General features: G+C 56.1%; 18 protein-coding genes and 1 pseudogene. 9 read left to right on the top strand and 10 right to left on the bottom strand.

All coding sequences use genetic code 11. The features are described from left to right. Positions 1-29: 29 nt before the first annotated feature. Positions 30-1,649, bottom strand: a complete 1,620-nt coding sequence (locus INF77_RS08370; RefSeq protein WP_193531979.1) for an ABC-F family ATP-binding cassette domain-containing protein — start codon at positions 1,647-1,649, stop codon at positions 30-32. A gap of 837 nt (positions 1,650-2,486) precedes the next feature. On the opposite strand from INF77_RS08370, the pseudogene INF77_RS23420 reads away from it, so the two are divergent. Beyond that, positions 2,487-2,669: pseudogene (locus INF77_RS23420) on the top strand (hypothetical protein); the annotation flags it as partial. After that, the gene (locus tag INF77_RS08360) at positions 2,597-3,007 is read left to right on the top strand and encodes a hypothetical protein (RefSeq protein ID WP_284733115.1); all 411 of its coding nucleotides are present in this window, start codon (positions 2,597-2,599) and stop codon (positions 3,005-3,007) included. The pseudogene INF77_RS23420 and the gene INF77_RS08360, both read left to right, overlap by 73 nt. Before the next feature lie 93 nt (positions 3,008-3,100). Here the strand turns inward: INF77_RS08360 and glyS are convergent, their stop codons facing one another. The 3 genes from glyS to INF77_RS08345 form a co-directional block, all read right to left on the bottom strand. Further along, complete coding sequence (gene glyS / locus INF77_RS08355; RefSeq protein WP_028015075.1) at positions 3,101-5,170, bottom strand: glycine--tRNA ligase subunit beta; 2,070 nt, start codon at positions 5,168-5,170, stop codon at positions 3,101-3,103. A gap of 9 nt (positions 5,171-5,179) precedes the next feature. After that, on the bottom strand, positions 5,180-6,091 hold the full coding sequence (glyQ, locus tag INF77_RS08350) for a glycine--tRNA ligase subunit alpha (RefSeq protein WP_003860141.1): 912 nt from the start codon (positions 6,089-6,091) through the stop codon (positions 5,180-5,182). Between the two features lie 160 nt (positions 6,092-6,251). Continuing rightward, on the bottom strand, positions 6,252-6,557 hold the full coding sequence (locus tag INF77_RS08345) for a YsaB family lipoprotein (RefSeq protein WP_047363363.1): 306 nt from the start codon (positions 6,555-6,557) through the stop codon (positions 6,252-6,254). Positions 6,558-6,739: 182 nt separating this feature from the next. Between INF77_RS08345 and INF77_RS08340 the strand changes: the two genes are divergently transcribed. Then, complete coding sequence (locus INF77_RS08340; RefSeq protein WP_045630280.1) at positions 6,740-7,735, top strand: acyltransferase; 996 nt, start codon at positions 6,740-6,742, stop codon at positions 7,733-7,735. Here INF77_RS08340 and INF77_RS08335 read toward each other — a convergent pair. The 4 genes from INF77_RS08335 to xylA all read right to left on the bottom strand — a co-directional run bounded on the left by INF77_RS08335 (position 7,728) and on the right by xylA (position 12,129). Then, positions 7,728-8,648, bottom strand: a complete 921-nt coding sequence (locus INF77_RS08335; protein ID WP_193531977.1) for a GlxA family transcriptional regulator — start codon at positions 8,646-8,648, stop codon at positions 7,728-7,730. The genes INF77_RS08340 and INF77_RS08335 overlap by 8 nt on opposite strands. Beyond that, positions 8,648-9,187 carry an isochorismatase family protein gene (locus INF77_RS08330; RefSeq protein WP_193531976.1) on the bottom strand — a complete coding sequence of 180 codons (540 nt, stop codon included), beginning with the start codon at positions 9,185-9,187 and terminating at the stop codon, positions 8,648-8,650. The genes INF77_RS08335 and INF77_RS08330 overlap by 1 nt, the downstream gene beginning before the upstream one ends. Before the next feature lie 103 nt (positions 9,188-9,290). Continuing rightward, on the bottom strand, positions 9,291-10,745 hold the full coding sequence (gene xylB / locus INF77_RS08325) for a xylulokinase (protein WP_193531975.1): 1,455 nt from the start codon (positions 10,743-10,745) through the stop codon (positions 9,291-9,293). Positions 10,746-10,806: 61 nt separating this feature from the next. Further along, the gene (gene xylA / locus INF77_RS08320; protein WP_193531974.1) at positions 10,807-12,129 is read right to left on the bottom strand and encodes a xylose isomerase; all 1,323 of its coding nucleotides are present in this window, start codon (positions 12,127-12,129) and stop codon (positions 10,807-10,809) included. Between the two features lie 371 nt (positions 12,130-12,500). Between xylA and xylF the strand changes: the two genes are divergently transcribed. The 4 genes from xylF to xylR all read left to right on the top strand — a co-directional run bounded on the left by xylF (position 12,501) and on the right by xylR (position 17,478). Continuing rightward, positions 12,501-13,493: a D-xylose ABC transporter substrate-binding protein gene (gene xylF, locus INF77_RS08315; protein ID WP_041911619.1), complete on the top strand. Its 993-nt coding sequence runs from the start codon at positions 12,501-12,503 to the stop codon at positions 13,491-13,493. A gap of 72 nt (positions 13,494-13,565) precedes the next feature. Continuing rightward, positions 13,566-15,107 (top strand): xylose ABC transporter ATP-binding protein, encoded by a 1,542-nt coding sequence (locus tag INF77_RS08310; protein WP_193531973.1) that lies wholly within the window; start codon positions 13,566-13,568, stop codon positions 15,105-15,107. Then, positions 15,085-16,266 (top strand): xylose ABC transporter permease XylH, encoded by a 1,182-nt coding sequence (gene xylH / locus INF77_RS08305; protein WP_041911621.1) that lies wholly within the window; start codon positions 15,085-15,087, stop codon positions 16,264-16,266. The genes INF77_RS08310 and xylH overlap by 23 nt, the downstream gene beginning before the upstream one ends. 33 nt (positions 16,267-16,299) lie before the next feature. Beyond that, positions 16,300-17,478: a D-xylose utilization transcriptional activator XylR gene (xylR, locus tag INF77_RS08300; RefSeq protein ID WP_041911622.1), complete on the top strand. Its 1,179-nt coding sequence runs from the start codon at positions 16,300-16,302 to the stop codon at positions 17,476-17,478. Positions 17,479-17,516: 38 nt separating this feature from the next. Here the strand turns inward: xylR and INF77_RS08295 are convergent, their stop codons facing one another. After that, entirely contained in the window at positions 17,517-18,341 is an 825-nt protein-coding gene (locus tag INF77_RS08295) for a protein bax (RefSeq protein ID WP_045630274.1), read from the bottom strand. Positions 18,342-18,655: 314 nt separating this feature from the next. Between INF77_RS08295 and INF77_RS08290 the strand changes: the two genes are divergently transcribed. Both INF77_RS08290 and avtA read left to right on the top strand, forming a co-directional pair. Beyond that, entirely contained in the window at positions 18,656-20,686 is a 2,031-nt protein-coding gene (locus INF77_RS08290) for an alpha-amylase (RefSeq protein ID WP_136484585.1), read from the top strand. Between the two features lie 199 nt (positions 20,687-20,885). Further along, positions 20,886-22,142 carry a valine--pyruvate transaminase gene (avtA, locus tag INF77_RS08285; RefSeq protein WP_045260029.1) on the top strand — a complete coding sequence of 419 codons (1,257 nt, stop codon included), beginning with the start codon at positions 20,886-20,888 and terminating at the stop codon, positions 22,140-22,142. Between the two features lie 4 nt (positions 22,143-22,146). Here avtA and yiaJ read toward each other — a convergent pair whose 3' ends face one another. Then, positions 22,147-22,965, bottom strand: a complete 819-nt coding sequence (gene yiaJ, locus INF77_RS08280; RefSeq protein WP_041911625.1) for an IclR family transcriptional regulator YiaJ — start codon at positions 22,963-22,965, stop codon at positions 22,147-22,149. Positions 22,966-23,072 lie beyond the last annotated feature (107 nt).

The raw sequence follows: 23,072 nt of genomic DNA, 5'->3' as shown, positions 1-23,072 counted from the left end.
AACGCCCCCGCCTCTGCGGGGGCTTGTGTTTAAAGGCTCTCGAAACGCCAGCCCGTCTCTTCCCACACCATCTCGTGCGTCAGCGTTAACCCTTTTAAAAACGCATCATCGTGTGACACCACCAGCAGCGCGCCGGGGAAACCAGCCAGCGCCGCTTCAATAGCCTGCACTGAAGCCAGATCCAGATGGTTGGTCGGTTCATCCAGCAACAGCAGCTGCGTGGCCTCCCCGCGCCAAAGCACGCAGGCCAGCGCAGCCTTCAAACGCTCACCACCGCTCAGTTCCGCCAGCGGGAGCGAGACTTTGTCGGCCCCCAGCTGAAGCTGGGCTAAACGGGTACGTAAAATACCTTCTTCCAGGGGCGTATTGCCCAGGTTGAGGTGCGTCATGACCGACTGCGACAGATCGAGCCGGGAAAGATGCTGATCGAGATAAGCACAGCTGACCGATACCTTGCAGGTTCCTGAGCGTGGACTAATGTCGCCGAGGATGGCTTTCAACAGCGTCGATTTCCCGCAGCCGTTCGGACCTTTTAGCGCCACGCGCATTGGCCCATCCATCCGCCAGCTAAGCGGAGGAACAGGCACATGCGGTAACACCAGATCTTCCAGCACCAGCACCTGTTTACCTTCCGGGATCTGACTCCCCGGCAGGGTAAACATCACCGGGTTATCTTCTTCAACCCGCTCACGCGCCTTGTTTACCGCGGCATTCAGGGCTTCATTTTGCTCGCTGTGCTGTTTTTTCCAGGCGCCGATACGTTCCTTTGCCGCGCCTTTGTATTTGACGCGTTCAAACGACGCGATATTCAGGGTATCGACGGTGCGTAATGTTTTTGCCGAGCGCCGCTGGCTGTCGTCATGCTCTTTTTGCATACGAGCGCGGGTGCGTTTGCGCTCCGTGGCCGCATGTTCCAGCGCCGCGCGGGCCGCCTGCTGTTCGGCATCGCGCTGGGTTTGATAATCCGCATAATTCCCGCCGTAGCTGCGCAGGCCGCCGCTGCTTAGCTCAAGAATACGCGGCACCTGCGCCAGCAGCTCACGGTCATGGGAGGCGACGAGCACGCCGCCCTGATAACGGGCAAGCTGGTCGTAGAACCACGCCCGTCCTTGTCGATCCAGATGGTTAGTCGGTTCGTCCAGCAGCAGGAAATCCGCTTCAGCCGTAAATGCCCCGCACAGCAGCGCGCGAATACGCTCGCCGCCGCTGAGCTCACCGGCTGGCTTATCTGGATCAAACGGCGGAAGTTTCGCCCGGGCAAACGCCTCGCCAAGACGTTCAGCTAAATCCCAGAATCCATCAAGCAGTTCCAGATCGTCAGGCTGGTAATCGCCGCTGTCGATACGCGCTCGAGCCGCGAAGATGGCCTCGTACCCGAGCAGCTCAGCCAGCGTCGTGTGCGGCAAAATGTCCTGCTGCTGAGCCACATAGACATATGTTCCGGTACGTTCAATATGCCCGCTTGCAGGCTCATCAAGCCCCGCCAGCAGACGCAGCAGACGCGTTTTCCCGCTGCCGTTACGGCCAACCAGAGCGCACAGAGACGGCTCCAGAGAAAAACTCAGCGGACCAAAAAGGGTATCGCCCGTCGCAAACTGACAAGTGACCTGATGCAAAATAAAAGAAGGGGACTGCGCAAAATGAGCCATAAGCACTCCTGAATGAAATCAAAACATCCCCTGCCCACGCGGTGGCGTTTAGCAAGGATCGAAATTCATCAGTCGTGTTTGTTCAATTTTGGGGGGCGCTCCAGAGCGAGAAATTTAACGGAGATAAGGATAGCGGTAATGGGTTGACCATTTCAAGGTTAAATTTTGGACGATTTGTACTCCCTCTCCCTTTGGGCTGAGGGATCCCCACCAAATATTGCCTGCACAGACGGCTCCCTCTCCCTTGAGGGAGAGGGCTGGGGTGAGGGGAAGCATACGACTCTGGTGGTCATTCCGTTCACTTTATGTTCCTTGCTACTCTGTAACGACAATACCCGTGAACGTGCCAGGGTGGCTCAGTCGCCACCACCCTGGCTACCCGGGCTCCCGGCGGTAAATCGCCGCTACGCGGTACCTTCGGCTTATTCCTTCCGGCTTATCGGGGACGGGCGGAGGTAACATCCCTGTAAAGCCCGCCCTCTCGGCGCATCCATGCGCCTCGCCCCGGCCTGCAGGAAACGCCTCAGCGATTTACAGCCGGACCATAGCGTCGCTGTAAGACCTCTGCCCGCAATATGTTTTTCATTGCGGTAATTTTGCGAGTCTCTTTCCAGAAATGGTAATATCCTCAGTGGCATAGCTCAAATCTATTGCCGCCTGTTTTGATGAGCAGTAAGTTCTCTTTGCACCTGCAAAATCAGGTGCCGGGTTTAGCATCCTGGCTTATCTTATCGGCGGCACATTATGTGCAGCATGCTTTGCTACATCTCAATGGTGGGCTGAGCAGGGGCATCGAAAGATGCGCCGGTATCCGATAAGGCCGGTAATGCTAACTCTGTTCAGTCCACCACCAGCGAAGTTAGCATTTCCGGTGGTGGAAGCTTTATCACTTATCGGAGGCTGCCAATATGGCTACTACCCCAACCCAAGCTCATTCTTTATTCACCCTGCCCTTCAACCACGCCACCGACTTCACCGAACTGGCGGATAACTGCGAACGTTTTACCGACGCACTGGTAGATTGCGAAGAACCCGCCCCAAAAATGGCGCTTTACGGCAGACTTTATGCCTGTCTGAATCTTCTGCAACCCACGCTTCTGGAACCTGTTCCGGACGCTTTAAAAGCCAGCCTGACCGTGAAGGAACTCCCGTCACGCGTTCCGGCTTTCGAACCCGAATGCGATCGGCTGGGGCGCTACTGTCAGGAGCTTACGCAGATGCTGATGAACGGCTCACTGCCGCGACAATCTGAAATCGTGATGGAAGATTTGCTGTGCGAGCTGGTCAGCTACTTTGCTGATACGCTGAAGGCACCGCGCTGGCTGCAGACAGACGAAGGCACAATCGCGATCGGCTAAACCTGCCGGATGGCGCTGCGCTTATCCGGTCTACAAAAGACCCATAAAAAAACCCGCCGAAGCGGGTTTTTAGCATTTGTTACAACGGGCACATTACTGCAGCAGCGAAATATCCGCCACGCGCAGGAACAGCTCGCGCAGTTTTTCGAGCATGGAGAGACGGTTAATACGCAGTTCTTTATCTTCTACGTTCACCATCACTTTCTCGAAGAAGGCGTCGATCACGTCACGCAGCTCCGCCAGCTCAACCAGCGCTTCCTGGTAACGACCTTCCGCGAAGTACGGCTCGAGCTTGTCGCGCAGCACCACAACCTGCATCGCCAGAGCAATCTCTTCCGGCTCTTTCAGGGTTGCGGCGTTTACGCGCTCGTTCAGCGTCTCGTCGGATTTCGCCAGGATGTTGGATACACGCTTGTTGGCCGCCGCCAGGGCAGATGCCGCTTCCAGCGTACGGAAGTGGGAAACCGCCTTCATACGCGCATCGAAATCAGCCGGACGGGTTGGACGACGCGCCAGCACCGCCTGAATGGTGTCGACGGTGTAACCTTCGTCCTGATACCACGCGCGGAAACGGCCAAGCATAAAGTCGATCACGTCATCCACAACGTTCGCGTTGGTCAGCTTGTCGCCGTACAGACGCACCGCTTCTTCGGTCAGGGTCTGCAGATCAAGGTTCAGGTTCTTCTCAACGATGATGCGCAGCACGCCCAGCGCGGCACGACGCAGCGCAAACGGGTCTTTATCGCCTTTCGGATGCTGGCCGATACCGAAGATACCCGCCAGGGTGTCCATCTTATCGGCAATCGCTACAGCGCAGGCAACCGGGTTGGACGGCAGATCGTCGCCCGCAAAGCGCGGCTGATACTGCTCGTTCAGAGCTACGGCCACGTCTTCCGCTTCACCATCGTGACGCGCGTAGTGCATACCCATTACGCCCTGGGTGTCGGTGAATTCGAACACCATGTTGGTCATCAGGTCGCATTTGGAGAGCAGGCCCGCACGGGTCGCGTGGTTAACGTCGGCACCGATTTCACGGGCGATCCAGCCGGACAGCTCCGCGATACGGTCGGTTTTGTCGCGCAGCGTACCCAGCTGCTGCTGGAACAGCACGGTCTGCAGGCGCGGCAGGTTATCTTCCAGACGCTTTTTACGGTCGGTATTGAAGAAGAACTCGGCATCCGCCAGACGCGGGCGCACCACTTTCTCGTTACCGGAGATAATCTGGCTCGGATCTTTCGATTCGATGTTCGCCACGAAGATGAAGTTTGGCAGCAGCTTGCCGTCGTTGGCGTAAACCGGGAAGTACTTCTGGTCACCCTTCATGGTGTAAACCAGCGCTTCTGCCGGAACGGCCAGGAATTTCTCTTCGAATTTCGCGGTCAGCACAACCGGCCATTCCACCAGAGAAGTGACCTCTTCCAGCAGGCTGTCGCTCAGGTCGGCATTACCGCCAATCTTACGCGCCGCTTCTTCCGCGTCCGCTTTAATTTTGGCTTTACGCTGTTCGTAGTCGGCAATCACTTTACCGCGTTCCAGCAGGATCTGCGGATACTGGTCGGCATTGTCGATGGTGAACTCTGGCTCGCCCATAAAGCGGTGGCCGCGGATCACGCGATCGGACGCCACGCCCAGAATGGTCGCCGGGATAACGGTATCGCCCAGCAGCAGGGTCACGGTGTGTACCGGACGCACGAAGTGCACGTCGGACGCGCCCCAGCGCATCAGCTTAGGAATCGGCAGCTTCGCCAGCGAAGTGGCGATCATGTTTGGCAGCAGCGCTTCCGCGCTTTCGCCTTTCACGTGGGCACGGTACAGCAGCCATTCGCCTTTATCGGTGGTCAGACGCTCGGCCTGATCGACGGTGATGCCACAGCCGCGCGCCCAGCCTTCGGCAGCCTTGCTTGGCTTGCCTTCCGCGTCAAACGCCTGGGCAATCGCCGGGCCACGTTTTTCGACTTCACGATCCGGCTGAGACGCCGCCAGATTTGCCACTTTCAGCGCCAGACGACGCGGCGCGGCAAACCACTCAATTTTACCGTGCGCCAGACCAGCGTTATCCAGCTCGGCGGTCACGTTCGCAGCAAAAGATTCAGCCAGGCTGCGCAGGGCTTTTGGTGGCAGCTCTTCGGTGCCGATTTCCACCAGGAAAGTTTTCTCAGACATGGCCGCCTCTTATTTGTTTCGGTTGCACATCGGGAAGCCAAGGGCTTCACGGGACGCGTAGTAAGCTTCTGCAACGGCTTTGGTCAGGGTACGAATACGCAGAATGTAGCGCTGACGTTCAGTCACGGAGATCGCTTTGCGGGCGTCCAGCAGGTTGAAGCTGTGGGCGGCCTTCAGAATTCGCTCGTAGGCAGGCAGCGGCAGCGGAGTTTCCAGCGCCAGCAGCTGCTGTGCCTCTTTCTCGTACTGCTCGAAGCAGGTGAACAGGAAGTCCACGTCCGCGTATTCGAAGTTATAGGTGGATTGCTCCACTTCGTTCTGATGGAACACGTCGCCGTAGGTGGTTTTACCCAGCGGGCCGTCGCTCCAGACCAGGTCGTAAACGCTGTCTACGCCCTGAATGTACATGGCCAGACGTTCCAGACCGTAGGTGATTTCACCGGTGATCGGCTTACATTCCAGACCGCCAACCTGCTGGAAGTAGGTGAACTGGGTCACTTCCATGCCGTTCAGCCACACTTCCCAACCGAGACCCCAGGCACCCAGCGTTGGGTTTTCCCAGTTGTCTTCCACGAAACGGATGTCGTGGATGGTTGGATCCATACCCAGCTCTTTCAGCGACCCGAGATACAGTTCCTGAATGTTGTCGGGTGATGGCTTAATCACCACCTGGAACTGATAGTAATGCTGCAGACGGTTCGGGTTTTCACCGTAACGACCATCGGTCGGACGACGGGAAGGCTGCACATACGCGGTCGCCATTGGCTCTGGGCCCAACGCGCGCAGGCTGGTCATCGGGTGTGAAGTGCCGGCGCCGACTTCCATGTCCAAAGGTTGAACAATGGTACAGCCCTGACGAGCCCAGTAATCCTGTAAGGTCAGGATCAGGCCCTGGAAGGTCTTGGTATCAAACTTTTGCATAGTATTTCGTGCTGGATACGTGTGGTTTTAAATGGAAGGGACCAGTATACCCGCTGGCTGCAAGATATACAGTACGAAACGGGGTTGTTTAGGGAAAATTGGGAAATAAGCCTTCCGGCCAGAACGCTGGCGGCGTCTGGCTGTTGATTATGCGAGCAGGCTAGCGCATGGAGAGATGTAAAAACTGACCGTCCGCATCAAACGAGCAGACAAAGCCCTCTTTACGCGCAGTATACCCTCTAAGCTCATAGCTGCCCTGAAAGCGCTCGAATCCGATGACGTTAATTTTCTGAACGTCCGAGTTATAGCGCCGAGCGGCCCGCTCTTTACAGAGCGCTTCCATATTCAGCGAACGCTCCGGGCTTATTTTTCCCTGCTGCGCTTTTTGCACGGGGACTTCCTGTGGCGTACTGCATCCTGCCAGCATGAATAGCAGAAAGAGTGATGCCACACGCTTCATCATCATTTTTATTACCGTCCTGGTCAGCGGCTGTTATTTTTAGTATCAACACTTTTATAGATTAAGGTCTGCCATTCTGCGAATCTCGCGGTCTCCCGGCAAGCCTGTGCATAAAACTCAGAATTTTCCAAACGAAGACTTTTGGACAATGGGAGTCCCACTCACTTTACAGGGAATACGAGGAACTGATGCCGTCAAAAATTAACTGGATTGATAACCTGCGCGGAATAGCGTGTCTGATGGTGGTCATGATCCACACGACGACCTGGTATGTCACGAATGCCCACAGCATCAGCCCCGTTAACTGGGATATTGCCAATATCCTCAACTCCGCGTCGCGCGTCAGCGTGCCGCTGTTTTTTATGATTTCCGGCTTTCTCTTTTTTGGCGAGCGTAGCGCGCAGCCGAGGCACTTCATCCGCATCGCGGCCTGCCTGGGGTTCTACAGCGCCGTTGCCCTGCTCTATATCACCCTGTTTACCTCCATAAACGCCGGGTTATCCCTCAAATATTTGCTGCAAAAACCGGTTTTCTACCACCTGTGGTTCTTCTTCGCCATCATCGTTATCTATCTGGTCTCTCCGCTCATTCAGGTGAAAAACGTCAGCGGGAAAATGCTTCTGGCCCTGATGGTGGTGATTGGCATCGTCGCCAACCCGAACACGGTCTCGCAGAAAATCGACGGTTTCGAATGGTTGCCGGTGAACCTCTATATCAACGGCGACACCTTCTACTACGTGCTTTACGGCATGCTGGGGCGCGCCATCGGGATGATGGACACGCAAAAGCGCGGTCTGAACTGGCTCTGCGGAGCGCTGTTTATCGCCGGCGTGGCGGTGATTTCACGCGGGACGCTACATGAGCTTCAGTGGCGCGGCAATTTTGCCGATACCTGGTATCTGTATTGCGGGCCGATGGTCTTTATCTGTGCCGTATCGCTGCTCACGCTCGTTAAAAACACCCTGAATGCGCGTCCCCTTCCCGTGCTGGGCTTTATCTCGCGGCACTCGCTGGGAATTTACGGTTTTCACGCGCTGGTGATCCACGCCCTGCGAACGAGGGGCGTTGAGCTGAAAAGCTGGCCGGTGCTGGATATCGTCTGGATTTTTGCCGCTACGCTGGTTATCAGCCTGCTGCTGTCGATGCTGCTGCAAAAAATCGACACGCGCCGCTTCGTCAGCTAACGCTGCGCTGCCGGGCGCGGTGGTACTGGCGCGGGGAGGAGAAGCCTGCCGCCAGTGAGGCCTGCTCCACGCCTCGCCCCTGCAATAGCCACTGCTCCGCCACCGCAAGACGCAGCTGCTCCAGATAATCGCGGACGCTAATCCCTAAATGTGACTGGAAAAGTCGGGTGAGATGGCGCGGGCTGACGTGCGCCAGGGCGGCAATGTCAGGCAAGCTCCACGTTTTTTGCGGCTCGGCGGTGAGCGCATCCTGCGCCCGATGTATCGCCGGATGAAGATGGTTGCGGTAGCGCAGCCACGGGGAGAGCTGAGGATCGTCACCAGAACGGCGGAACCAGACCACCATCTCGCGCGCCACGGCCAGCGCCTTTTCGGGACCGCACAGGCGGTTAATCATATGCAGCGCCAGATCGATGCCCGACGTGATCCCCGCGCTGGTCCAGATATTCTCGTCCTGTACAAAGATGCGGTTTTCTTTAATCGTCGCCGTGGGAGCCACAGTGCGTAAACGGCTGATAACGTCATGGTGGGTTGTGCACTGTTTGTTATTCAGCAGGCCCGATTTCGCCGCCAGCAGTGCACCAGAACAGACGCACATCACCGTGATATCCCGGCGCTGAATGACCGGCTGCAGGCGCATTAGCCAGTGCTGGATCTGCTGCGCCTGCGGCGTTGAGAACTGAACGCGGGAGTCGCTCACCCCCGGCAGGACAAGCAGACTCCCCGGAGGCAGACTTTCCGGCAACGGCTGGATGCCGCCCATCGTCAGGCCTATCGACGTCGGCACGTCCGGTTGCGGCCCAATGTAATGCAGACGAAACGCGTCGCCAGCCAGCACAAAGGTCTCCGCCGGGCCTGACATATCCAGTGCCAGTACCCCAGGTAACATCACGAACCAGACGTCGATGCGCATTACAGTGACTCCAGCGTCTCCGCTACCGTTTTAATTTCGGCAAAACGCCCGGCCAGTACCGTCTCGGTACGATGGCGAATTTCCGCTGCGCTCAGGGTAATGCCCTTGTACATCATGGGAAACGTCAGCGTTGCCTCGCTCACAAACGTCACAGCATAACCCAGATCGGATGCTACCCGAGCGGTGGTTTCACAGCATTGTTCCGTGCGAATGCCGCAGATAATCAGCTGGTTGATATCACGTTCACGCAGCCAGCGATCGAGCCCGGTATCCGTGAAGGCATTATGGACGTGTTTCTGGAAAACCACATCCGGCTGATGACGCAAAAAGGCCATCGGTTTGACATAGCCGCTTTGCAGCGTGAAGGGGCCGTCTTCATCCACATGAAAAATATCAACGACAGGAATACCGCGCGCCTGGCAGCCTTCAATCAGCCCCAGCATCGCCTGCTGAAAGGCAGGAATGTCGCCCTCCTGCCAGTAAGGGCGATGATGGAAGGAATGCTGAGTATCAATATTGATGAGTGCAATGCGTGACATGATAAATCTCCTCGCCAGTGGGTGTGTCACCATACTGGCAAGGAAAGAGAGGCACGCACAGACCAAAAAAGGACATCCTCGTGCCTCTGTCGGACAAGCGAGTTTATGACATCAGCGGCAGCAGCTGCTGATAGATTTTGCGGAACACCTCGCGCCTTTCTGCATAACGGGCATGTCCTGCCGCGTCAGGCACATGCGCCTGTTCAAGCGTAAGCTGCGGCAGCAGCTGCGAAAGCGGCTTGTCCGGGTTCATAGCGATCTGCGCCAGACGCGCGGCGCCGAGCGCGGGGCCAACATCCCCTCCCGTGCGGAAATCCAGCTGCAACCCGCTGATATCCGCCAGCATCTGTCGCCAGTAAGGGCTTCGCGCGCCGCCGCCAATCAGGGTGACGCTCGCCGGTTTCAGGCCGCAGTCGTGCACCACATCCATTCCGTCGGCCAGCGCATACCCCACACCTTCCAGAACCGCACGCGCCAGTTCTGCCGGGCCGTGCTGATGGGTTAGGCCAAAGAATACCCCTTTCGCTTCCGGGTTGTTGTGCGGCGTACGCTCGCCAGAAAGATAGGGTAAAAACCAGACGGTACTCGCCGCGTCATCCGCCTGCTGCGCCGCCGCGATGAGTGCCGGAACGTCCGCCATGCCAGTAAGCTTCGCCGCCCAGTCCAGGCAGGATGCCGCGCTCAGCATCACCGACATCAAATGCCATTTTCCCGGAAGCGCATGACAGAAACTGTGCACAGCGCTTTCGGGATTGCTGCGATAGCCGTCGCTGACGGCAAAATAGACCCCAGAGGTTCCCAGCGACAGCATCGCCTGCCCCGCCTCAACCATCCCGACACCCACGGCACCCGCCGCGTTATCACCGCCCCCGGCCACCACCGGTACGGCAGGCATATTCCAGCGTTCCGCAACGTCTGGCAGCAGCGTACCCGTCACCTCACAGCCTTCGAACAGCGCGGGCATATGTTCCCGCGTCAGATGGCAGGCATCCAGCATCGCCTCGCTCCAGTCGCGCTTCGCCACGTCGAGCCACATCGTGCCGGCGGCATCGGACATGTCAGAGGCGAAATCGCCCGTCATACGAAAGCGCAGATAGTCTTTCGGCAGCAGGACTTTCGCCACCTGACGGAAAATCTCCGGCTCGTGGCGCTGTACCCACAAAAGTTTTGGTGCGGTGAAGCCCGGCATCATCAGGTTGCCCGTAATCTCGCGGGACGTGGGCACACGCGCTTCAAGGATTGCGCACTCTTCCGCACAGCGGCCATCGTTCCAGAGAATAGCCGGGCGCAGAACGCGATGCTGGCTATCCAGCAACGTTGCACCATGCATTTGTCCGGCAATGCCCAGCGCTTTCACGTCGCGCAGGCTGTGCTGCTCGCCTAAGGCTTTCATCGCGCGTTCCGTCGCCTGCCACCACTGCTCCGGGTCCTGCTCCGACCACAGTGGATGCGGGCGTGAAACCTGCAGCTTTTCAGTCTGCGTTGCTAACACGTCGCCCTGCTCGCTTAACAGGATGGCTTTCACACCCGATGTGCCAAGATCGATCCCGATATACATTGTGGTGACTCCTTTGACAGAAATGCCCGGTGGCGCTTCCGCTTACCGGGCCTGCATGCTGTTATTTATCGAACAGGTAGTGATTAACCAGGTTTTCCAGCAATTCCTGATGCCCGCTCTGGTGCTGCGGCGCCAGCTGCTGTTGTTCAGCGTACTTCGCGATGTCCGCAAGCGATAACTGACCCTTCAAAATTTGCTGGCCCAGCTCACTGTTCCAGCCGCTGTAGCGCTTCGCCACGCGCTTATCCAGCTCGCCGTCTTCAATCATACGCGCCGCCACTTTCAGCGCCAGCGCCATGGTGTCCATCGCGCCAATGTGGCCGTAGAACAGATCGTATTTGTCGGTGCTCTGGCGACGCACCTTGGCGTCAAAGTTAAGGCCGCCGGTGGTGAAACCGCCCGCTTTGACGATCTCGTACATCACCAGCGCATTCTCTTCCACGCTGTTCGGGAACTGGTCGGTATCCCAGCCCAGCTGCGGATCGCCGCGGTTCGCATCTACCGATCCGAAGATGCCCAGCGCAATCGCAGACGCAATTTCGTGATGGAATGAGTGGCCCGCCAGGGTAGCGTGGTTAGCCTCAATATTCACTTTGATCTCTTTTTCCAGACCAAACTGCTTCAGGAAGCCATACACGGTGGCGACATCGTAGTCGTACTGATGCTTGGTTGGTTCCTGCGGTTTAGGCTCGATCAGCAGCGTGCCGCGGAAGCCGATTTTGTGCTTATGGTCGACAACCATCTGCATAAAGCGGCCAATCTGCTCGCGCTCCTGGCGCAGATCGGTATTGAGCAGGGTTTCATAGCCTTCACGGCCGCCCCACAGGACATAGTTTTCGCCGCCCAGCTGATGCGTAGCGTTCATTGCCGTCACCACCTGCGTAGCCGCCCAGCTAAACACTTCCGGATCCGGGTTGGTGGCCGCACCCGCACCGTAGCGTGGGTTGGTGAAGCAGTTTGCCGTACCCCAGAGCAGCTTCACGCCGCTTTGCTGCTGTTTTTCTGCCAGCACGTCCACCATCTGCGCAAAATTGTTCAGGTACTCTTTCAGCGACGTCCCTTCCGGCGATACGTCAACATCATGGAAGCAGTAGTACGGCACGTTCAGCTTGTGGAAGAACTCAAACGCCACGTCGGCTTTGCGTTTCGCCAGCTCGATGGCCTCACCCGGCTGTTGCCACGGACGGTCAAAGGAACCCACGCCGAACATATCGGCGCCGTTCCAGCAGAAGGTATGCCAGTAACAGGCGGCAAAGCGCAGATGATCTTCCATGCGCTTACCCAGCACCAGCTCATCCGGATTGTAGTGACGAAATGCTAAAGGATTGGTCGTTTTTGGGCCTTCGTAACGAACGCGATCGAGTTGGTCGAAATAAGCTTGCATATTGAGCTCCATAATCAGGGTATGCGGCGAGTCGTTGATTCAGGAGTAATAGTGAATAGACATTTTGGGTTGCTCAATTACGTTATTTCACACTGCTATTGAGAGAATGCACAACTGTGCGCTGGCTCGCAAAATAATGCGCAGACAAACTATTTTTAGGCGCGCATTCCAGAATCAAATGTAATTAAGGCGTTACGAATTTTAAAATCCGATCGCGGTCATAAATTCAGAAATAAACCAAATATCGTAATGAGAAGATAAAAATCTGTAATTGCCAGCCCGCCTTTCCGCGTTAAAAATTTGCTGCGACCCAGTAGTGAATGTTTCTTTTATCTCAGCAACACATACCCGTACAAAAAGGCCTAATAATTATGAAGATAAAGAACCTGACCCTAACGCTCTGCACTACGCTCCTCCTTGTAAGCTTTGCAGGGCATGCCAAGGAGGTCAAAATTGGCATGGCGATTGATGACCTGCGTCTGGAGCGCTGGCAAAAAGATCGCGATATTTTTGTGAAAAAAGCGGAATCACTCGGTGCGAATGTGTTTGTTCAGTCGGCTAACGGCAATGAAGAAACGCAAATGTCGCAGATCGAGAATATGATCAACCGGGGAGTCGATGTTCTGGTCATTATCCCTTATAACGGCCAGGTATTAAGTAACGTGGTGAAAGAAGCGAAGCAGGAAGGCATAAAAGTTCTCGCTTATGACCGCATGATTAATAACGCCGATATTGATTATTATATTTCCTTCGACAATGAAAAAGTGGGCGAATTACAGGCGCAAAGCCTGATCGACAAAGTGCCTCAAGGCAATTATTTCCTGATGGGCGGTTCGCCGGTGGATAACAACGCCAAACTGTTCCGCGAAGGGCAAATGAAGGTCCTTAAGCCGTACATCGACAGCGGCAAAATTAAGGTGGTCGGCGATCAGTGGGCCGACGGATGGTTACCAGAAAATGCCCTGAAGATTATGGAAAATGCGCTGACGGCCAATAACAACAAAATTGATGCTGTCGTGGCCTCCAACGATGCCACAGCAGGCGGGGCTATTCAGGCTCTGAGTGCCCAGGGACTGGCCGGTAAAGTCGCGATTTCTGGTCAGGATGCCGACCTGGCGGGCGTAAAACGCATTATCGCAGGTACTCAGACCATGACGGTCTACAAACCGATTACCGAACTTGCCAATACGGCGGCGGAAATTGCCGTTGAGCTGGGCAACGGTAAGCAACCTAAAGCAGATGCAACGCTGAATAACGGCCTGAAAGACGTTCCGGCTCGCCTGCTCACGCCAATTGAAGTCAATAAAGAGAACATTGACGCCACCGTTATTAAAGACGGTTTCCACAAGAAGAGCGAACTGTAATCCGGCGCTGCCCCTGCTCTGCGGGGGCGCATCACGTTGTACTGTTCTTCCCTCGGGTTATGTGGAGCAGTTATGCCTTATTTACTTGAAATGAAAAGCATCACCAAGCGCTTCGGCGCGGTGAAAGCCGTCGACAACGTCAGTCTCCGGTTGAACCCTGGCGAAGTGGTTTCGCTGTGTGGCGAGAATGGTTCGGGCAAATCAACGCTGATGAAAGTCCTGTGTGGGATCTACCCGCACGGCAGTTACGAAGGCGAAATTGTCTTTGCTGGTGAAGTCATCCAGGCGACGCACATTCGCGACACCGAACGTAAAGGCATCGCCATCATCCACCAGGAGCTGGCGCTGGCGAAACATCTCACCGTGCTGGAGAACATCTTCCTCGGAGCCGAGATTTCCCGCCACGGCGTGCTGGATTACGACACCATGACGCTCCGCTGTGAAAAGCTGCTGGCGCAGGTGAGCCTCAACATTTCACCGGATACACGCGTGGGCGATCTGGGGCTGGGGCAACAGCAGCTGGTCGAAATTGCGAAGGCGCTGAATAAACAGGTCAGGCTGCTGATCCTCGATGAGCCAACGGCGTCACTCACCGAACAGGAAACTGCGGTTCTGCTCAATATCATCCGCGATCTGCAAAACCACGGTATCGCCTGCATCTACATTTCGCACAAGCTGAACGAGGTAAAAGCCATTTCGGACACCATCTGCGTGATCCGCGACGGGCAACACATCGGCACGCGTGAAGCTGCGGGCATGAGTGAAGATGACATCATCACCATGATGGTGGGCCGCGAGCTGACCGCGCTCTACCCGAATGAGCCCCACAGTCAGGGCGATGAAGTGCTGCGCGTGGAAAACCTGACCGCGTGGCACCCCGTTAACCGCCACATTAAGCGGATCAATAACGTTTCGTTTTCCCTTCACAGCGGCGAAATTCTTGGGATTGCTGGGCTCGTCGGTGCCGGGCGCACCGAAGCCGTGCAGTGCCTGTTTGGCGTGTGGCCAGGGCGCTGGGAGGGCACGATATATATAGACGGCCAGCCCGTGAGAATCGACAACTGCCAGCAGGCGATTGCCCGCGGCATTGCCATGGTGCCGGAAGACCGCAAAAAAGACGGCATCGTACCGGTCATGGCGGTGGGTAAAAACATCACCCTTGCGGCACTCGATCGGTTCTCCGGCGCGCTGAGCAGCCTGGATGATGCCGCCGAGCAACAGTGCATCCTTCAGTCACTTGCCCGGCTGAAGGTCAAAACCTCCTCGCCGGAACTGGCGATTGGCCGACTGAGCGGTGGTAACCAACAGAAGGCGATTCTGGCGCGCTGTCTGCTCCTCAATCCACGCATATTAATCCTTGATGAGCCGACGCGCGGGATCGATATCGGTGCCAAATACGAAATCTACAAACTGATTAATCAGCTTGTACAGCAAGGGATTGCCGTCATTGTCATCTCGTCTGAGTTACCCGAAGTGCTCGGCCTGAGCGACCGCGTGCTGGTCATGCACGAGGGGAAACTGAAAGCCAACCTGATTAACCAGAACCTGACGCAAGAGCAGGTGATGGAAGCCGCTTTAAGGAGCGAACGTCATGTCGAAAAGCAATCCGTCTGATATCAAAGTCGCTGTTCCGACGCCCGGCGCGTTCGCGGGGCTAAAAGCGCTGAACCTGCAGGTTTTCGTGATGATCGCGGCGATTATCGTCATCATGCTGTTCTTCACGTGGATGACGGATGGCTCGTACTTAAGCGCGCGTAACGTCTCAAACCTGCTCCGCCAGACCGCCATCACCGGCATCCTGGCCGTGGGCATGGTGTTCGTGATCATCTCTGCGGAAATCGACCTGTCGGTCGGGTCGATGATGGGTCTTCTCGGCGGCGTGGCGGCCATTTTTGACGTCTGGCTCGGCTGGCCGCTGCCGCTGACCGTGGCGGTGACGCTGGTACTGGGGCTGGTTTTAGGGGCCTGGAACGGCTGGTGGGTTGCCTATCGGAAGGTGCCATCGTTTATCGTCACCCTGGCGGGAATGCTGGCCTTCCGCGGGATCTTGATCGGTATCACCAACGGCACGACCGTCTCCCCGACCAGCGCGGCGATGTCCCAAATTGGCCAGAGTTACCTCTCGGACAGCATAGGCTTTACGATCGGCGTGGTGGGACTGCTGGCGTTTGTCGCGTGGCAGTGGCGTGGACGTATGCGCCGTCAGGCGCTGGGTCTTGCGTCGCCAGCGTCAACGTCCGTGGTAGGACGTCAGGCGCTGACGGCGGTCATTGTGCTGGGCGCCATCTGGCTTCTTAACGACTATCGCGGCGTTCCGACGCCGGTACTGCTGCTGGCGCTGTTACTGCTCGGCGGCATGTTTATGGCGACGCGCACCGCATTTGGACGTCGTATTTATGCCATCGGCGGCAACCTTGAAGCTGCTCGACTGTCGGGTATTAACGTCGAACGTACCAAGCTGGCGGTTTTCGCCATTAACGGCCTGATGGTCGCTATCGCCGGGTTGATCCTCAGCTCGCGTCTGGGGGCAGGCTCTCCTTCCGCCGGTAACATCGCCGAGCTGGATGCTATCGCTGCCTGCGTCATCGGTGGCACCAGCCTCGCAGGCGGTATCGGTAGCGTGGCGGGCGCGGTCATGGGGGCATTTATCATGGCGTCGTTGGATAACGGGATGAGTATGATGGACGTCCCGACGTTTTGGCAGTATATCGTCAAGGGGGCCATTCTTTTACTGGCAGTCTGGATGGACTCTGCCACCAAGCGACGAGCCTGATAACCGCATTGTGACTTAATTGGGAAGCGAGCCATGTTTGAAAAGCGTCACCGCATTACGTTGTTATTCAATGCCAACAAAGCCTACGACCGTCAGGTGGTAGAAGGCGTGGGTGAATATTTGCAGGCGTCGCAATCCGAATGGGATATTTTTATTGAAGAAGATTTCCGCACCCGTCTGGAGAACATCAAAGACTGGCTGGGTGATGGCGTCATCGCCGACTATGACGATCCCATCATCGAGCAGCTGCTAACCGACGTCGACGTGCCGATTGTGGGCGTCGGCGGCTCGTATCATTCACCCGAACACTACCCGCCGGTCCACTACATCGCCACCGATAACCATGCCCTGGTCGAGGCCGCCTTTCTCCATTTAAAGGAGAAAGGCGTCCATCGCTTCGCGTTTTATGGTTTACCCGCCACCAGCGGCAAGCGCTGGGCCGTGGAGCGTGAACATGCGTTTTGCCAGCTGGTCGCGCAGGAGAAGTACCGCGGCGTGGTCTATCAGGGGCTGGAAACCGCACCGGAAAACTGGCAGCACGCGCAAAACCGCCTGGCGGACTGGCTGCAAACGCTGCCGCCACAAACCGGCATTATTGCCGTGACGGACGCCCGCGCCCGACACGTGCTGCAGGTCTGCGAACATTTGCATATCCCGGTGCCCGAAAAACTGTGCGTGATTGGCATTGATAACGAAGAACTGACCCGCTACTTGTCCCGCGTGGCGCTCTCCTCCGTAGCACAGGGCACACGTCAGATGGGCTATCAGGCGGCAAAGCTGTTGCACCGTCTGCTGGATAAAGAGGCTCTGCCGCTTCAGCGCCTGCTGGTTCCCCCCGTCCGCGTCGTTGAGCGTCGCTCAACCGATTATCGCTCCCTAAGCGACCCGGCCGTCATTCAGGCCATGCACTATATCCGCAACCACGCCTGCAAAGGGATTAAGGTCGATCAGGTCCTGGACTCGGTGGGCATTTCCCGCTCGAATCTGGAGAAGCGATTCAAAGAAGAGGTGGGCGAAACCATTCATGCCGTCATTCATGCGGAGAAGCTGGAGAAGGCCCGCAGCCTGCTTGTCTCCACGTCACTGTCGATCAACGAAATCTCGCAGATGTGCGGCTATCCGTCGCTGCAGTATTTCTATTCGGTGTTTCGCAAAGAGTATGACACCACGCCGAAAGAGTACCGGGATCGCCACAGCGAGGTGCTGATATAGAAAAGGAAACGCCTTCCACTGGAAGGCGTTTTTTGAGATTACATATGGGCGGCAATTAAGCGCTGGTTATCCTGGTACATAGCGAACAGATAGTTGTTATAGCTATTTCCCTTCGTCGAATAACCTTTTAGCTTGTGAATCATTGCGCTGGCCGTTACTTCCTGATCCGCTTTACGCAACTGAGCGCGTGATTTACGGAACGATGAGTAGGCCGGGTGCGTATTAAGATTCACCGCGTAAGCATTCACGGAATCTTTTACTGATTCAAACTGAGAATAGCCCTTCACTTTGCCGGGCGCATTATTACAACGCCCTTTCGCACATTTCATGCCGAACAGGTTGTTGTTATTACGCGCCAGCTTAGACGTTCCCCAGCCGCTTTCGGCTGCTGCCATGGTCGCTACCATGCTGCCTGGGATAATGTCCACACGCTCAAGGAGAGCATTCCACGGTACGCGACGCGTGTTACCGTTCCAGCTCAGTTTGTAGCGCTTCGTGATGTCTTTCAGGCGCGCGCGTTCAGACGGCGACCAGCGGCTATCGTACTGTTTTGAAATTAACCAGTTACGATCCGCCGTAATCGCGGCATTTTGACTTGTTATGTAAGGCATTACCGTCCGGAGAAACGCTTTTTTTCTTGGTGTTCCGGAAGGGTATTTTCGCAAATCAGGAAGTGAACTACTCTTTGCACTATTGCGAGAATACTCTTGTTTACTGCTAACCTTACTACTTGTCGTCTTTATTACGTGGGCTTTCTTACTCGTTGTATCCGTGTGCGTCTTCGCAAGCACCCCACCCGAAAATGTCGTGGTGAGTAACATGAGTATCGCGGCCCCATATCGTCGAATGGGAGTCGATATCATTAGGTCTCCTGGTCGGATGTAATCATCCCAACACCTTATTTTTTTCACAAATTTGAGAGCGGAATCTCAAATCATATCAAAAATAGACTTCAAGAGCACGTATAGAAATAGTCCAAATCCGAAACTATGTCACCTGAAACTTGCTCATAAAAACATCATTCCTGAAAAAATGTGTGCGATATCGCAGATAACTGTCTCATTTCGCGCGGGATCACTCATCCTCACAGATCCTCCCGACAGAAAGCGATGGGGGATGAGTTTTTAACCACAACCTGATGGCACACTGGTCAAAAATGCCGCGACAGGAAAATGGAATGAAACGCACCGCATTAGCTTTTCTGATGTTACCCGCTCTGGCACATGCCGACTGGTCATCGCCGGGGTTTAACGCATTTCGTGCCGAAGGCACCGGGGTTTTCACCAGCCAGGCAAAGCTTACGAAGGGTACGCGTCCTCTGACGCTGGGTTTTGACAAGACGTGCTGGCAGCCTTCGGAGGCGATAAAACTCAATGAGATGCTGTCGCTCAAGCCCTGCGACGGGTCTCCGCCGCAGTGGCGCCTTTTCCGCGACGGTGAATACCAGATGCGGATTGATACCCGATCCGGCACGCCAACTCTGCTGCTGACAATTCAGAGCACCGCAGAACAGCCGGTTGCAAGCGTTATCCGCCAGTGCCCGAAGTGGGACGGTAAACCGCTGACGCTGGACGTCAGCCATACCTTCCCGGAAGGCACCGTGGTGCGTGATTTCTACAGCAAACAGACCGCGACTGTGCAGAACGGAAACATAACCCTGCAGCCAGACGCCAGCAGTGGTGGCCTGCTGCTGCTTGAGCGCGCCGAAACCGACAAACCAGCGCCGTTTAGCTGGCAGAACGCCACCGTCTATTTTGTGCTAACCGACCGCTTTATGAATGGCGACCCGGGCAACGACAACAGCTACGGTCGCCACAAAGACGGCATGCAGGAAATTGGCACCTTCCACGGTGGCGATCTCAAAGGGCTCGCCAGCAGGCTCGACTATTTACAGCAGCTGGGGGTGAACGCGCTCTGGATAAGTTCCCCGCTTGAGCAGATCCACGGCTGGGTAGGCGGTGGCACCAAAGGGGACTTCCCACACTATGCCTATCACGGCTACTACACCCAGGACTGGACGAAGCTCGATGCCAACATGGGCACCGAGGATGATCTGCGCCATCTTGTTGATGAAGCGCACAGGCGCGGCATTCGCATCCTGTTCGATATCGTCATGAACCACGCGGGCTACGCGACGCTTGCGGACATGCAGGAGTACCAGTTTGGCGCGCTGTATCTGCAGGGTGATGAGCTGAAAAAGACCTTGGGCGACCGCTGGACGGACTGGAAGCCGGGCGCGGGCCAAAGCTGGCATAGCTTCAACGATTACATCAACTTTAGCGACAAAGCCGCATGGGAAAAATGGTGGGGCAAGAAATGGATCCGCACCGACATTGGTGATTACGACAACCCCGGCTTCGACGATTTAACCATGTCGCTGGCGTTCCTACCGGATCTGAAAACGGAATCCACCGCCCCTTCCGGATTACCCAACTTTTATCAGCACAAGCCCGATACCCACGCGAAAGCCATCCCGGGATATACCCCGCGCGACTATCTCACCCACTGGCTCAGCCAGTGGGTGCGCGACTACGGCATTGACGGTTTCCGGGTGGATACCGCGAAGCACGTCGAGCTTGCGGCCTGGCAACAGTTAAAGGACCAGGCTAGTCAGGCGCTGGCCGCGTGGAAAGGGGCCAACCCGGACAAAAAGCTGGATAACGCACCGTTCTGGATGACCGGCGAGTCCTGGGGTCACGGAGTGATGCAAAGCGACTATTACCGCCACGGTTTCGACGCGATGATCAACTTTGATTATCAGGAGCAGGCGGCAAAAGCGGTGGATTGCCTGGCCGATATGGATCTCACCTGGCAGCAGATGGCGGAAAAGCTGCAAAGCTTCAACGTGCTGAGCTATCTCTCCTCCCATGACACACGCCTGTTCCGCGAAGGAGGCCAGCGCGCTGCGGAACTGCTCCTGCTGGCACCGGGCAGCGTACAAATCTATTACGGTGATGAATCCGAGCGTCCGTTTGGCCCGACGGGGTCTGACCCGCTGCAGGGTACCCGCTCGGATATGAACTGGCAGGACGTGACGGGCAAGCAGGCCTTAACCGTCGCCCACTGGCAAACGCTGGGCCAGTTCCGTGCCCGCCATCCGGCGATCGGTGAAGGCAAGCAAACCACGCTGTCGCTGAAAGAGGGGTACGGCTTCGTGCGCGAGCACAAGGGCGATAAGGTGATGGTGGTATGGGCGGGTAATCAATAATTATCCCCCCTCACCCTGGCCCTCTCCCCGCATGGGGAGTGAGCCGGGGTGAGGGGTGAAACCCACCAGAACTATTCACTACAAAAATCCCACTCCGCCCTACAAAACAACAAATCCGACCACATCTCCCGATTTGCACCAGCACAGTGCTAGCGTTATGGTTACCCACTTTCAAAATAAGCTCGATAGAACACCTGCTATGACGTTTTCACTTTTTGGCGACAAATTCACCCGCCATTCAGGCATTACTCGCCTGATGGAGGACCTCAACGACGGGCTGCGCACACCGGGCGCCATCATGCTCGGCGGCGGAAACCCGGCGCAAATTCCGGAGATGACAACCTATTTCCAGACGCTGCTCGCGCAGATGCTGGAAAACGGCAAAGCGACCGATGCGCTCTGCAATTACGACGGTCCGCAGGGTAAAACCGAGCTACTGACTCTCCTTGCCAAAATGCTGCGTGAAGAGCTGGGCTGGGATATCGAACCACAGAATATTGCACTAACAAACGGCAGCCAGAGCGCGTTTTTCTACTTGTTTAACCTCTTCGCAGGGCGTCGTGCCGACGGCACCACCAAAAAGGTGCTGTTCCCGCTGGCACCGGAGTATATCGGCTATGCTGATTCCGGCCTGGAAGAGGATCTGTTCGTCTCCGCGCGCCCGAACATCGAGCTGCTGCCGGAAGGCCAGTTCAAATATCACGTCGATTTTGAACACCTGCATATTGGTGAAGAGACGGGGATGATCTGCGTATCGCGCCCGACGAACCCAACGGGCAACGTGATTACCGACGACGAACTGATGAAGCTGGATGTCCTGGCGAACCAGCACGGCATCCCGCTGGTGATCGACAATGCCTACGGCGTGCCGTTCCCGGGCATTATCTTCAGCGAAGCACGTCCGCTGTGGAACCCGAACATTGTCCTGTGCATGAGCCTCTCCAAGCTGGGTCTGCCGGGCAGCCGCTGCGGCATCATCATCGCCAACGAGAAAATCATCACCGCCATTACCAATATGAACGGCATTATCAGCCTTTCACCAGGCGGTATCGGCCCGGCGATGATGTGCGAAATGATCAAGCGCAACGACCTGCTGCGTCTGTCTAATGAAGTTATCAAACCGTTCTATTACCAGCGCGTTCAGGAGACGATTGCGACGCTTCGCCGCTACTTACCGGAAGAACGCTGCCTGATCCATAAACCGGAAGGGGCAATTTTCCTCTGGCTGTGGTTTAAGGATTTACCGATCACTACAGAACTGCTCTATCAGCGTCTGAAAAAGCGCGGCGTATTGATGGTGCCGGGCGATTACTTCTTCCCGGGTCTGGATAAGCCATGGCCGCACACGCACCAGTGCATGCGCATGAACTACGTGCCCGATCCGGCAAAAATCGAAGCGGGCGTCAAAATTCTCGCCGAAGAAATTGAAAAAGCGTGGCACGAAGGCAGCCAGTAACACGCTACCCCTCACGCACGTTAAAACCCAGCTCTTTTGATATCGCCTCTGCCGTTTCGCGCAGAGGCTTGAGCAGGTTTTTCTCGCCAACCTGCTTCATGCGGGACGTCGACAGCGAAATGGAGATCGCATACGGCACGCGACCATGAATATCAAACACCGGCACGGCGATACAGGAGACACCCAGCTCGTTCTCTTCTTTATCCATTGCCATGCTGCGATCGCGAATTTCCGCCAGCTCATCGTACATAGCACTCAGTTCAGTGATGGTATTGCGCGTCAGCGGTTGAATCTGTTCCTGATGGCTTTGCCAGTAGCTGGCCACGTAATCCTGATGACCAAAGGCCATATAGATCTTGCCCATTGCAGAACAATAGAGCGGCATATGCTGGCCGATGTAAGCACGCGTACGCAGCATGCCGGTTGTCGGCTCGAGCTTATAAATTAGGATCGCGTGGTCATCTTCCCGACTGGAAAAGTTCACCGTTTCGCCAGTGGCAATGTTCAGCGCCTCAAGATGCGGGGCCGCCACGTGAATAATGTTGAGCGATGACAGCGCCTTTTGCCCGACAGCAATGAATTTAGTGGTCAAACGATAGCTGCCCGCCGCTGGCGCCGGGGTAACGTACCCGCACGACTGCAGTCCCTGGAGTAACCGGTGGACGGTGCTCTTATTCAAACCAGCCAGTTCCGATAAATGCGCAAGCGGACACCCGTTCGGGTAGTTGCTGAGGATCTCAATCAGCATCAGGCCGCGAAACAGGCTCTGGCTGCCTGCTGGCCTCTCTTTTTCCTGCGTTATTTCGCTCTCTTTCATGCTCATCAAATCGCTCCTTTTTATCGCGCTCCTGATGGTAGCGCAAAGTGTGGTTTAGTTCACGATCTCAACAGAAAAAACACAACCAGTTGATTTTAATGCTTTTTGAAAAA

Origin of the sequence: Enterobacter cloacae complex sp. P1B, from assembly GCF_014982345.1 — a bacterium.
Taxonomy (GTDB): domain Bacteria; phylum Pseudomonadota; class Gammaproteobacteria; order Enterobacterales; family Enterobacteriaceae; genus Enterobacter; species Enterobacter bugandensis.
This window is presented reverse-complemented; position numbering and strand designations above follow the sequence as displayed.